Source organism: Maricaulis virginensis (genome assembly GCF_027922185.1).
In the GTDB taxonomy this organism is placed as follows: domain Bacteria; phylum Pseudomonadota; class Alphaproteobacteria; order Caulobacterales; family Maricaulaceae; genus Maricaulis; species Maricaulis virginensis.
This window is the reverse complement of sequence record NZ_BSFE01000009.1, coordinates 130,558-142,868: the sequence shown is the minus strand read 5'-3', so window position 1 is coordinate 142,868 and position 12,311 is coordinate 130,558. Positions and strand designations below refer to the sequence as shown.

Genomic DNA, 12,311 nt, shown 5'->3' with positions numbered 1-12,311 from the left:
CTGGGCCCTGACTGAAGCCTGCGCCCGCGAAAGCGGGTGTCAGGGTGACGGTGTTTGGTGCGGCGCTCTCACTCTGTCTTCCACCCTCCAAATTTTTTCCGGACGAAGGCCCGCGGAAGCGGGGCGCGGAGCGCACTTCATCCGCCCTGCGGAAGGAATACCGCAATGCTATCCCCGCCGGGCGCGGGGGTGGGTCTGGTCGTAGACGGACATCAGGCGGCGGGTCTCGACGTCGGCATAGACCTGGGTGGTCGAGAGGCTGGCATGGCCCAGAAGCTCCTGGATGGCGCGCAGATCGCCGCCATTGGCCAGGAGGTGGGTGGCAAAGGCGTGGCGCAGGGCGTGGGGGGTGGCGCTGGCGGGCAGGCCGAGCCGGCCGCGCAGATCGCTCATCAGCGCCTGGACGCTGCGTGGACCCAGCGCGCCGCCGCGTGTGCCGCGGAACAGGGCGGCGGCGGGTTCAAGATCGAATGGGCACAGGCGCACATACTCGGCACAGGCCTCGCGCACGGCAGGCAGGACCGGTACGACACGCATCTTGCCGCCCTTGCCGGTGATGCGCAGCGTCTCGCCGAGCGGATGATCGCGTCCTGTCAGGCCCAGGGCTTCGGAGATCCGCAGGCCGCAGCCATAGAGCAGGAGCAGGACGGCGCTGTCGCGGGCCTGCACCCAGCCGCGCCCGTCGCGATGGCCGGTCTCGGCGATCAGCTCACGGGCGGCAGCCTCGCTGACCGGTCTGGGCTTCGAGTGGGCGAATTTCGGTCCTTCGATCAGGGAAAGGGCGGCGTTTTCCAGCGACCAGCGGCGGCGGGCATAGCTGAAAAAGGTGCGCACGGCCGACAGTTCACGGGCCAGCGAGCGGGCCGACAGGCCGCCGCGGCGGCGATCGGCCATCCAGGCGCGGAAATCGCTCGCGCGCAGGGTGGCAAGGTCGCAGAGGGCGGGCTCGCAGCCCAGGTGCAGGCCGAGAAATGCGGCGAACCCGTCCAGATCGCGGCGATAGGCGTCGAGCGTGCGGGCGGCGAGACGGCGCTCGCCGGCGAGATGGGCGTAGAAGGCGTCCAGTGCGGCGCCCAGGGGCAGGGTCAGGGCGTGTGATGCAGCCATTGCACGATCATGCGCTCGATGGCGCGGGCCAGGAAGTTCAAAAGCTCGGTACCCTGTCCGGCCTCGAACAGGTGCGCATCGCGCGCCGCCAGGGCCATCAGCCCGTCCTGGCCGTGGAAGTCGAGCCGTACGACGGCCTCGCTCTTCACCCGCGCGCCCTGCTGGCCATAAAGCGCATGGGCGATCTCCGGGTCGACCGGGCCGAGCCGTTCCACCTTCTGGCCCAGCACATCGCCGACAAAGCCTTCGGAGGCGCCGAGAATGGACTCGCCGGCCCTCAGCGGGGCGTGCCCTTCGATCAGGATACGGCAGACATCGACCCCGAGCGCGCCGGTCAGGCGGCCGGAAATCTTGCGGTCGAGGGCGGCGAGGCTGTCGGCTTCCAGAAGGGCGAGCACCGCCATGTGGATCTGCGACTGGGTCGCCAGATTGGCGCGTGCGGTCTCGACAATACCGGCATTGAGCGCCTTGAGCTGGCGCACCTCCTCGAGCAGTTTCTCGCGCGCGGCCGAGCCGAGATCGACCACGTCGCCGCCCGCGTCGCGCCGGGCGAGCAGGGCCATCAGCTCGGCATCCTCGCGGACGATATCGGGATGGGCCATGAGATAGGTGCGCACGGAGGCTGCATCGAGCCGAAGGTCGTCATCCTGGTCTGCGCTGCCGGTCATGTCTGGCTCCCTGCCCGTTTCGCGTGCCAGTTTTGGCGTATTCCCTTTCCGAAATGCAAACCCGCCTGCCAGCGCCGGCCTACTCCACAGCGGCGCAGCAGCCGGGACTGTCGCAAACCGGGCGGGGGCGGTTAAGCTTGGCCGGAATCGAGGACAAGTCCGACCGTGTCACGCCGCATCGCCGCCATCCTGTTTCCGCTGCCGCTGCCGGAAGCCTTCGACTATGTCGTGCCGGAGGATGTCGAGGTGCAGCCGGGCGATCATGTTCTCGCACCGCTAGGCAAGCGGCTGGCGCGTGGCGTGGTCTGGGCCATCAAGCCGGACGACCCTGCCCGCAAGCTGAAACCGCTCGACAGCGCGACCGGCGGTCCGCCCCTGCCGGAGGGCACGCGGCGCTTTGTCGACTGGCTGGCGCGTTATCTGGTGCAGTCGCCCGGGATCGTGCTGCGTTCGGTCCTGCGCTCGACGGATGCGCTAAAACCCTCGCCTGCGGAAACGGTCTACAAGCCCGGCTCCGGCGATCCGGGGCGGATGACCGAGGCGCGTCAGCGCGTGCTCGACGCCGCCGCAGCGCTGGGCGAGGCGACGGCCGCCGATCTGGCGCGCGAGGCGGGCGTGACGGCCTCTGTGGTGAAGGGACTGGCGAAGTGCGGTGCGCTGTCCGAGGAAAAACGCCTGGTCGATCCGCCCTTCGAGGAACCGGATCCCGATCATGCCGGGCTCGATCTGACCGCCATGCAGGGCGAGGCGTCCGGCGTGCTGCGGCGTCTGGTCCGGGCCGGCGGTTTCCAGTCGGCTTTGCTGGACGGGGTGACGGGCTCGGGCAAGACCGAGGTCTATTTCGAGGCTGTGGCGGAAGTGCTGCGCCGGGACCCGAAGGCCCAGATCCTGATCATGCTGCCGGAGATCGCGCTGACCGAGGCGGTGCTGTCGCGCTTTGAAAAACGCTTCGGCGTGAAACCGGCCCTGTGGCATTCCGGCGCCGGACCGAAGAATCGCCGCCGCGTCTGGCGCGAAGTGGCCGAGGGCCGGGCGCGGATCGTCGTGGGCGCGCGCTCGGCGCTGTTCCTGCCCTTCATGCGGCTCGCTCTGATCGTCGTCGACGAGGAGCACGACCCGACCTACAAGCAGGATGAGGGCCTGGCCTACCAGGCCCGCGACCTCGCCATTGTCCGCGCCAAGCTGGAAGGGGCGATGGTGGTGCTGGCCTCGGCGACGCCCTCGCTGGAAAGCCTCGCCAATGTGCAGGCCGGCCGCTATGTGCATGTGCATCTGCCGGCGCGGCCGGGCGCGGCCATCCTGCCGGAGATCGGCACGATCGATCTGCGCGAGACCCCGGCCGAGACCGGTTGCTGGCTGTCGCCGCCGCTGGTCGCCGCCATGGCCGAGACCTTTGCGCGCGGCGAGCAGAGCCTGCTCTATCTCAACCGCCGGGGCTATGCGCCGCTGGTGCTGTGCCGCGCCTGCGGTCATCGCATGGTGTCACCGGACACCCAGTCCTATCTCGTCGAACACCGCTATACCGGCCGCCTCGTTTGCCATGTCACGGGCTTTTCCATGCCCAAGCCGAAAGCCTGTCCGGAATGCGGGGCGGAGGATTCGCTGACCAGTGTCGGGCCGGGTGTCGAGCGGGTGGCCGAGGAGGCCAAGCGGCGTTTCCCCGGGGCGCGGGTGGAGATCTATTCCTCCGACACCCAGCGCGGGGCCGAGATCGTGGCGGCGATGGAGAAGGGCGAGATCGACATCCTGGTCGGCACCCAGATTGCCGCCAAGGGCCACAACTTCCCCAATCTGACGCTGGTCGGCGTGGTGGATGCCGATCTGGGCCTGGCGGGCGGCGATCCGCGGGCCGGGGAGCGTACCTTCCAGACGCTGGTCCAGGTGGCCGGCCGGGCGGGGCGTGCCGACCGGCCGGGGCGGGCGCTCTTGCAGACGCACCAGCCCGAACACGAGGCGATCCAGGCGCTCATCGCCGGCGATCGCGACCGCTTCCTCGACATGGAATTCATGGCGCGCGAGGCGCTGGGCCTGCCGCCCTTCGGCCGGCTCGCCGCGATCGGGCTGATGAGCCAGGACCCCGCCAATGTCGAAAAGGCTGCCGCCGACTGGGCCGCCGCGGCGCCGGTGACCGACGGGGTGGAGATCTGGGGGCCGGCCGAACCGCCGCGCGCGATGGTGCGCGGCTGGCATCGCCGCCGCATCCTGGTGCGCGCCGACAAGACGGTCGACATCTCCGCCTATCTGCGCGCCTGGGCAGGACGGGTGAAGACCCCGTCCTCGGTGCGGGTGTCTATCGACGTCGAACCGTACAGCTTCATCTGAGAAACGGGTTCTGGCAGACACGCGCAGCCCCCGGACACCGTCATCCTGACGAAGGCCAGGGTCCGGATCATCGGGCGAAGCGGTGCCAGGTCTGGCCCGACCCGGCTTTTTAAGCTGGGTTCCGGCTTTCGCCGGAAGGACGGTCCGGAGAGCGGCCGGCAGGCTGGACAAGACGGCGACAGTTGCGAGTATGTGCCGGACAGCCGCTCACGGACCGATCATGCTCGACGCCCTGCTGACCCCCGAAGTCTTCCTCTCGCTGGCCACGCTGACCTTTCTGGAAATCGTGCTGGGGATCGACAATGTGATCTTCGTCGCGCTGATGGCCGGGCGGTTGCCGGAGGCACAGCGGCCGAAGGCGCGGGCGCTCGGGCTGGGCCTGGCGCTCATCTTCCGGGTCATCATGCTGTTCGGCCTGGTGTGGATTGCGCATCTGGAGGAGCCGGTCTTCTCGATTGCCGGTTTCGATGTGTCCTGGCGCGATGTGATCCTGATGGGCGGCGGCCTCTTCCTGATCGTCAAGGCGACGCTGGAGATCCACCATTCGGTGGAGGGCGACAATACCCATCACGAGAACCCGGTGGTGGCGGCCTTCGGGGCTGTGGTGTTCCAGATCGTGCTGATCGATATCGTCTTCTCGCTGGACAGTGTGATCACCGCGGTCGGCATGACAGACCATCTGCCGGTGATGATCACGGCAGTCGCCATCGCCATGGCGATCATGCTGCTCGCCTCGGGCACGGTGTCGCGCTTCATCGAGCGGCATCCCACGACCAAGATGCTGGCCCTGTCCTTCCTGCTGCTGATCGGGGTCGCACTGGTCGCCGATGCGCTGCATTTCCATATCCCGCGCGGCTATCTCTACTTTGCCATTGCCTTCTCGCTGTTCGTCGAGACGATGAACATCCTGGCGAAAAAGGCGCGGCGGAAGGGGACGTGACAGCGACATCCTTCCTGAAGCGCCCCTGTGCGCCCGGCCGGGCGGACGAGAGCGTCGCCAAAACACTGTCCGTGCGCTGAAACGCCCGGTGTGAGTGGCTTGCTGTGCCCCTATGCCTGTGCTATCGCAGCGCCGAACCACGAGAACGTGCGGTGCAACACCGTGTGTTCGTTTGTGAAAATCGTTGAATAACAAGCACTTGCGCCATCCGGCGATCCACGGGTGCGATCCAGCTAGAGAGTGACGTCACGGTGAAGACCGGCGAAGACGCCATGACAGCCAACGCGGCAGGACGCTACGCAACTGCCCTGTTCGAGCTGGCGAAGACCTCGGGTGCCGCTGACGCGGTGGAAGCCGACCTGTCGGCTTTCCGCGCGATGCTCGAGGAATCCCCGGACCTGGCCGAGGCGCTCGCCTCGCCGCTGCATCCGGCCGACGCCAAGGACGGCGTGCTGGCCGAGCTGGCGAAGAAGGCCAAGTTCAACGCGCTGACCCGCAACATGTTCGGCGTGGCCGCGCACAATGGCCGCGCCGGCGAGCTGGGCACCGTCGCAAAGATCTATGCTGCGCTGGCTGCGGCCGACCGCGGCGTGGTGACCGCCGACGTGACCACGGCAGCGGCGCTGACGAAGAAACAGACCGAGGCCCTGGCGGCTTCGCTGAAGGGTGCCTTCGGGCGCGAGATCGAGGTGCGCACGGATGTGCGGCCCGAATTGTTGGGCGGGCTGATCGTGAAGGTCGGCTCCCGCATGTTCGATAGTTCCCTCCGCACCAAGCTGGACGGGATGAAGAATGCGATGAAAGAGGCCTAGGTCCATGGACATCCGTGCCGCAGAAATCTCTGCGATCCTCAAGGATCAGATCAAGAATTACGGTTCCGAAGCGAAGGTTTCGGACGTCGGTAGCGTGCTGTCCGTCGGTGACGGTATCGCGCGCGTCTACGGGCTGGACGAGGTGAAGGCCGGTGAGCTCGTCGAGTTCCCGGGCGGCATCAAGGGCATGGCCCTGAACCTCGAGCGCGACAATGTCGGCTGCGTGATCTTCGGCGACGACCGGGGCATCAAGGAAGGCGACACCGTTAAGCGTCTCGGCTCGATCGTCGACACCTCCGTGGGCAAGGGCCTGCTGGGCCGTGTCGTGGACGGTCTGGGCGAGCCGATCGATGGCAAGGGTCCGCTGAAGGATGTTGCCGAGCGCCGCCGCGTCGATGTGAAGGCCCCGGGCATCATCCCGCGCAAATCCGTGCACGAGCCGATGGCAACGGGCATCAAGGCGATCGACGCCATGATCCCGGTCGGCCGCGGCCAGCGCGAGCTGATCATCGGTGACCGCCAGACCGGCAAGACCGCGATCGCGCTCGACACGATCCTGAACCAGAAAGCCATCAACGAAGGCGATGACGAGAGCGCCAAGCTCTACTGCATCTACGTCGCCGTCGGCCAGAAGCGCTCCACGGTCGCCCAGATCGTGAAGACGCTCGAGGAAAACGGCGCGATGGATTACACCATCGTGGTTGCCGCGACCGCGTCGGACCCGGCTCCGATGCAGTTCCTGGCACCGTTCACCGCCTGCGCCATGGGTGAATACTTCCGCGATAACGGCATGCACGCCCTGATCGTGTATGATGACCTGTCCAAACAGGCCGTCGCCTATCGCCAGATGTCCCTGCTGCTGCGCCGCCCGCCGGGCCGCGAAGCCTATCCGGGCGACGTCTTCTACCTGCACTCCCGTCTGCTGGAGCGCGCGGCGAAGCTGAACGACGCCAATGGCAATGGTTCGCTGACGGCCCTGCCGGTCATCGAAACCCAGGCCAACGACGTGTCGGCCTACATCCCGACCAATGTGATCTCGATCACCGACGGCCAGATCTTCCTGGAAACCGACCTGTTCTACCAGGGCATCCGCCCGGCCGTGAACGTCGGCCTGTCGGTGTCGCGCGTGGGTTCTGCCGCCCAGACCAAGGCGATGAAGCAGGTTGCCGGCAAGATGAAGGGCGAACTGGCCCAGTACCGCGAGATGGCGGCCTTCGCCCAGTTCGGTTCCGACCTCGATGCCGCGACCCAGAAGCTGCTGAACCGCGGTCAGCGCCTCACCGAACTCCTGAAGCAGCCGCAATTCTCGCCGCTGTCGATGGAAGAACAGGTCTGCGTGATCTACGCCGGTACGCGGGGCTATCTGGACGGCCTGGCCGTGTCGGACATCGCCCGCTACGAAGCCGACCTGCTGCGTCACCTGCATGCCGAACACGCCGATCTTCTCTCCTCGATCCGCGAAGAGAAGAAGCTGACCGACGACTCGGAAGGCAAGCTGAAGGCGGCACTCGACAAGTTCACCGAACATTTCGCGTGAGCCTGATCGAGACCAACCGCTGAGGAGAGCCTTATGGCGAGCCTTAAGGACCTGAAAAACCGCATCTCTTCGGTTCGATCGACGCAAAAGATCACGAAGGCGATGCAGATGGTGGCCGCCGCCAAGCTGCGCCGGGCACAGGAGGCCGCGGAAGCCGCGCGCCCCTATGCCGAGCGCATGGCGGCTGTCATGGCCAACCTGTCGACGGCGATGGCCGGCACGCCCGGCGCGTCGCCGCTGCTGGTCGGTACCGGCCGCTCGGACACCTATCTGCTGGTCGTGATGACGGCCGATCGCGGCCTGTGCGGCGGCTTCAACACGAATATCGTGAAGAAGGCCCGCGAGCGCATCACGGCACTGCAGGCCGAAGGCAAGACCGTCAAGCTGATCTGCGTCGGCAAGAAGGGCGGCGACCAGCTGAAGCGCCAGTTCGCCAAGCTCATCGTCGAGCGGATCGAGCTGTCGGGCGAGAAGACCGTCACCAGCGCCACTTCGGGCCGGATCGGTGAAAAGATCCGTATCATGTTCGAGAATGGCGAGTTCGATGTCTGCGAGCTGGTCTCGGCCGAATTCGTGTCGGTGATCTCGCAGAAGCCGCGCGCGAAAGTGCTGATCCCCGCGATCGATGCGATCGACGAGGGCGTGGAACGTCCCGACCTGAAGGGCGCGATCTACGAAGCCGAGCCGGATGAGGAGACGATCCTCAACACGCTGCTGCCGCGCTATGCCGATACCGTCATCCTGTCCGCCCTGCTGGAAAACGTGGCAGGCGAGATGGGGGCCAAGATGGCCGCGATGGACAACGCCACGCGCAACGCCGGCGAACTCATCGACAAACTGAACCTTGTTTATAACCGCACGCGTCAGGCGCAGATCACCACGGAGCTGACTGAAATCATCTCCGGCGCCGAGGCCCTCTAGGCGAGAGGAATACCCGCTATGAGCAAATCCCAAGGCCGCATCGTCCAGATCACGGGCGCTGTCGTGGACGTTGAGTTCGAAGGCACCCTGCCGGACATCCTCAACGCCCTGGAAACCACCAATGACGGCAAGAAGCTCGTCCTCGAGGTCGCCCAGCACCTCGGCGAGAACACCGTCCGTACGATCGCCATGGACGCGACGGAAGGCCTGCAGCGCGGCACGGAAGTGACCGACACGGGTTCGCCGATCACGGTTCCGGTCGGCCCGGGCACGCTCGGCCGCATCATGAGCGTCACGGGTGAAGCCATCGACGAAGCCGGCGATGTAGCGCACACGCAGCGCGCGCCGATCCACCGTCCGGCCCCGTCCTTCGAGGAGCAGGCGACCTCCGCCGAAATCCTGCCGACGGGTATCAAGGTCGTCGACCTGCTCTGCCCCTACGCCAAGGGCGGCAAGATCGGCCTGTTCGGCGGCGCCGGCGTCGGCAAGACGGTTCTGATCCAGGAACTGATCAACAATATCGCCAAGATGTTCGGCGGCTACTCGGTCTTCGCCGGTGTGGGTGAGCGGACCCGTGAGGGTAACGACCTGTACTGGGAAATGATCGAATCCGGCGTGAACAAGGACCCCAAGGAACATGGCGGGTCCACGGAAGGTTCGCGTTGCGCCCTGGTCTTCGGCCAGATGAACGAGCCGCCGGGCGCCCGCGCCCGCGTCGCCCTGTCCGGTCTCGCCCAGGCGGAATATTTCCGCGACGAGGAAGGCAAGGACGTGCTGTTCTTCGTGGACAACATCTTCCGCTTCACCCAGGCCGGCGCCGAAGTGTCCGCCCTTCTGGGCCGGATCCCGTCCGCCGTGGGTTACCAGCCGACCCTGGCCACCGACATGGGTGCGCTGCAGGAGCGGATCACCTCGACCACCAAGGGTTCGATCACGTCCGTGCAGGCCGTCTACGTGCCGGCCGACGACCTGACCGACCCGGCCCCGGCCACCACCTTCGCCCACCTGGACGCGACCACGGTTCTCAACCGCGCGATCTCGGAAAAGGGTATCTACCCGGCCGTGGACCCGCTCGACTCCACCTCGCGTATCCTCGAGCCGCGCATCGTTGGCGAAGAACACTACAAGACGGCGCGCCGCGTTCAGGAAATCCTCCAGCGCTACAAGGCCCTGCAGGACATCATCGCGATCCTGGGCATGGACGAGCTGTCGGAAGAAGACAAGCTGACCGTGGCCCGCGCCCGCAAGGTCGAGCGCTTCCTGTCGCAGCCGTTCGACGTGGCTGAAATCTTCACCGGCTTCCCGGGCATCCAGGTGCCGGTTGCGGAAACCGTGAAGGGCTTCAAGGCGATCTGCGACGGTGAGTACGACCACCTGCCGGAAGCGGCATTCTACATGGTCGGCACCATCGAAGACGCTGTGAAGAAGGCCGAGAAGCTGGCCGCGGAAGCTGCGTAACGCAGCTTCGGTCTAACCGGAGACACGCCTGATGGCTGACAAACTCCATTTCGATCTCGTCTCTCCGGAGCGCCGGGTGTTTGCCGGCCAGGTGGACCAGGTCGTGGTTCCCGGCGAAGAGGGCGATTTCGGCGTACTGCCGGATCACGCCCCCTTCATGTCGGTGATCCGTCCGGGCGCCATCGCGGTGATGAATGACGGCTCGGTCGAGCGCACCTTCATCCATGGCGGTTTCGCCGAGGTGACCCCGGCCGGCCTGACCATCCTGGCCGAAGAAGCCGTGCCGGTCTCCGAGATCGACGCCGACAAGCTCGCCCAGGACCTGGCCAATGCCCGCGAAGACGTCGCGGTGGCCAAGAGCGAGGAAGAGCGCGAACACGCCGAAGGTCTCGTCGAGAAGTACGAGGCGATGCAGGCGGTTCTGGCGAACTAGGCGTTCGCTGCCGCAAGGATCTCAAAAAGGCCGCTCCTGCCGGGGCGGCCTTTTTCGTTTGGGGGTGCGCAGAAGGGCTCGCCCCGCTTGCGGGGGAGCTGTCCGCGTAGCGGGCTGAGGGGGCGGCGCGCAAGCGGCGCAGAGCGCGTCAGCGCGCATGTACTTGCCCCCATCGACCTCACCCGACCCAAGGTCGGGTTCGGCCACTTCCCCCGCTCGCGCAGGGGAAGCCTCGCAACCCAACAGCCCATCCCGCTTGGCCAAACCCCTTTTGAATGCTACGTGCCCGCGCCATGAGCACAGATCCGTCCCTGATCCGAAATTTCTCCATCGTCGCCCATATCGACCATGGCAAATCCACCCTCGCCGACCGGCTGATCCAGGTCACCGGCGGGCTTACCGAGCGTGAGATGAAGGAGCAGGTGCTCGACTCGATGGAACTCGAGCGCGAGCGCGGCATCACCATCAAGGCGCAGACCGTGCGTCTCGACTATACGGCCAAGGACGGCAAGACCTACGTCCTCAACCTGATCGACACGCCCGGCCATGTCGACTTCGCCTATGAGGTCAACCGCTCGCTGGCGGCGTGCGAAGGCTCGCTGCTGGTCGTGGACGCCTCGCAGGGTGTGGAAGCGCAGACCCTGGCCAATGTCTACCAGGCCATCGAGGTCGACCACGAGATCGTGCCCGTGCTCAACAAGATCGACCTGCCGGCGGCCGAGCCGGAGCGGGTCAAGGAGCAGATCGAGGATGTGATCGGTATCGACGCCTCCGAGGCCGTCGAGATCTCTGCCAAGACCGGCCTGGGCGTGCCCGACGTGCTCGAAGCTATCGTCAAGCGTCTGCCGCCGCCCGCCGCCGGCGATCCGGACGCGCCGCTCAAGGCGATGCTGGTCGACAGCTGGTACGATCCCTATCTCGGCGTGATCTGCCTGGTGCGGATCATCGAGGGCACGCTTAAAAAGGGCATGAAGGTGCGCCTGATGGGCACCGGTGCGGCCTATCCGGTCGACGGTGTCGGCGTGTTCCGTCCGAAAAAGGAAGCGATCGCCGAGCTGGGCCCGGGCGAGATCGGCTTCCTCAATGCCTCGATCAAGCAGGTGCGCGATGCGCGTGTCGGCGACACGGTCACCGACGACCGCCGCCCGGCCGACAAGCCGCTGACCGGCTACAAGCCGGCCCAGCCCGTGGTGTTCTGCGGTCTCTTCCCGGTCGACAGCGCCGAGTTCGAGGATCTGCGCGAGGCGATCGAGAAACTGGCGCTGAACGATGCGTCCTTCTCCTACGAGATGGAAACCTCGGCCGCGCTCGGCTTCGGCTTCCGCTGCGGGTTCCTCGGCCTGTTGCATCTGGAAGTGATCCGCGAGCGGCTGGAGCGGGAATACGATATCGAGCTGATCACCACGGCGCCGTCCGTGGTCTACCGTCTGACCATGACGGACGGTACGGAAATGGATCTGCACAATCCGGCCGACATGCCCGATCCGGTGAAGATCGACACGATTGCCGAGCCCTGGATCAAGGCGACCATCCTGGTGCCGGACGAGTATCTGGGCGGCGTGCTGAAGCTCTGCCAGGACCGCCGCGGCGTCCAGAAGGAACTCACCTATGCCGGCAACCGGGCCATGGTGGTCTACGAGCTGCCGCTCAACGAGGTCGTGTTCGACTTCTACGACCGCCTGAAATCGGTCACCAAGGGCTATGCCAGTTTCGACTATCAGTGGATCGAGGACCGTGTCGGCGATCTGGTGAAGATGTCGATCCTGGTCAATGACGAGCCGGTCGATGCGCTCTCCATGGTGGTCCACCGCGCACGCGCCGAAGTGCGCGGCCGGGCCATGTGCGAGAAGCTGAAGGACCTGATCCCGCGGCACATGTTCAAGATCCCGATCCAGGCGGCCCTGGGCGGCCGGATCATCGCCCGCGAGACTCTCTCGGCCCTTCGCAAGGACGTGACGGCGAAATGCTATGGCGGTGACGCCACCCGCAAGCGCAAGCTGCTGGACAAGCAGAAGGCCGGCAAGAAGAAGATGCGCCAGTTCGGCAAGGTCGAAATCCCGCAGGAGGCCTTCATCGCCGCGCTGAAGATGGATGATGACTAGCTTGTGATGGC

Annotated in this window: 10 protein-coding genes; 8 read left to right on the top strand and 2 right to left on the bottom strand. The window is 66.2% G+C overall.

Features of this window, described 5'->3' with window-relative positions; translation table 11 throughout:
• Nucleotides 1-168: 168 nt before the first annotated feature.
• Nucleotides 169-1,107, bottom strand: coding sequence for a tyrosine recombinase XerC (locus PKE71_RS14305; RefSeq protein WP_271187672.1), 939 nt, complete (start codon nt 1,105-1,107; stop codon nt 169-171).
• The gene (locus PKE71_RS14300) at nt 1,086-1,775 is read right to left on the bottom strand and encodes a DUF484 family protein (protein WP_271187671.1); all 690 of its coding nucleotides are present in this window, start codon (nt 1,773-1,775) and stop codon (nt 1,086-1,088) included. Before PKE71_RS14300 ends, PKE71_RS14305 begins: the two co-directional genes overlap by 22 nt.
• 165 nt (nt 1,776-1,940) lie before the next feature.
• On the opposite strand from PKE71_RS14300, the gene PKE71_RS14295 reads away from it, so the two are divergent.
• The 8 genes from PKE71_RS14295 (at nt 1,941) to lepA (ending at nt 12,300) form a co-directional block, all read left to right on the top strand.
• The gene (locus PKE71_RS14295) at nt 1,941-4,097 is read left to right on the top strand and encodes a primosomal protein N' (protein ID WP_271187670.1); all 2,157 of its coding nucleotides are present in this window, start codon (nt 1,941-1,943) and stop codon (nt 4,095-4,097) included.
• Between the two features lie 220 nt (nt 4,098-4,317).
• Entirely contained in the window at nt 4,318-5,037 is a 720-nt protein-coding gene (locus tag PKE71_RS14290; protein WP_271187669.1) for a TerC family protein, read from the top strand.
• Between the two features lie 272 nt (nt 5,038-5,309).
• Nucleotides 5,310-5,849, top strand: a complete 540-nt coding sequence (locus tag PKE71_RS14285) for a F0F1 ATP synthase subunit delta (RefSeq protein ID WP_271187668.1) — start codon at nt 5,310-5,312, stop codon at nt 5,847-5,849.
• Between the two features lie 4 nt (nt 5,850-5,853).
• A complete protein-coding gene (gene atpA / locus PKE71_RS14280) occupies nt 5,854-7,386 on the top strand; it encodes a F0F1 ATP synthase subunit alpha (RefSeq protein WP_271187667.1) in 1,533 nt (510 codons plus the stop codon).
• Between the two features lie 33 nt (nt 7,387-7,419).
• Nucleotides 7,420-8,307: a F0F1 ATP synthase subunit gamma gene (locus PKE71_RS14275; protein ID WP_271187666.1), complete on the top strand. Its 888-nt coding sequence runs from the start codon at nt 7,420-7,422 to the stop codon at nt 8,305-8,307.
• 18 nt (nt 8,308-8,325) lie between these two features.
• Nucleotides 8,326-9,765 (top strand): F0F1 ATP synthase subunit beta, encoded by a 1,440-nt coding sequence (atpD, locus tag PKE71_RS14270; protein WP_271187665.1) that lies wholly within the window; start codon nt 8,326-8,328, stop codon nt 9,763-9,765.
• A 31-nt stretch (nt 9,766-9,796) separates the two neighbouring features.
• Nucleotides 9,797-10,198, top strand: coding sequence for a F0F1 ATP synthase subunit epsilon (locus tag PKE71_RS14265; RefSeq protein WP_271187664.1), 402 nt, complete (start codon nt 9,797-9,799; stop codon nt 10,196-10,198).
• Between the two features lie 293 nt (nt 10,199-10,491).
• Entirely contained in the window at nt 10,492-12,300 is a 1,809-nt protein-coding gene (gene lepA / locus PKE71_RS14260; protein ID WP_271187663.1) for a translation elongation factor 4, read from the top strand.
• The last annotated feature ends 11 nt before the right edge of the window (nt 12,301-12,311 follow it).

Bases quoted from the DNA above. Each gene is read 5' to 3' on its own strand.
- PKE71_RS14305 (WP_271187672.1), bottom strand. From the start codon at position 1,107: ATGGCTGCATCACACGCCCTGACCCTGCCCCTGGGCGCCGCACTGGAC.
- PKE71_RS14300 (WP_271187671.1), bottom strand. From the start codon at position 1,775: ATGACCGGCAGCGCAGACCAGGATGACGACCTTCGGCTCGATGCAGCC.
- PKE71_RS14290 (WP_271187669.1), top strand. From the start codon at position 4,318: ATGCTCGACGCCCTGCTGACCCCCGAAGTCTTCCTCTCGCTGGCCACG.
- PKE71_RS14285 (WP_271187668.1), top strand. From the start codon at position 5,310: ATGACAGCCAACGCGGCAGGACGCTACGCAACTGCCCTGTTCGAGCTG.
- atpA (WP_271187667.1), top strand. From the start codon at position 5,854: ATGGACATCCGTGCCGCAGAAATCTCTGCGATCCTCAAGGATCAGATC.
- PKE71_RS14275 (WP_271187666.1), top strand. From the start codon at position 7,420: ATGGCGAGCCTTAAGGACCTGAAAAACCGCATCTCTTCGGTTCGATCG.
- atpD (WP_271187665.1), top strand. From the start codon at position 8,326: ATGAGCAAATCCCAAGGCCGCATCGTCCAGATCACGGGCGCTGTCGTG.
- PKE71_RS14265 (WP_271187664.1), top strand. From the start codon at position 9,797: ATGGCTGACAAACTCCATTTCGATCTCGTCTCTCCGGAGCGCCGGGTG.
- lepA (WP_271187663.1), top strand. From the start codon at position 10,492: ATGAGCACAGATCCGTCCCTGATCCGAAATTTCTCCATCGTCGCCCAT.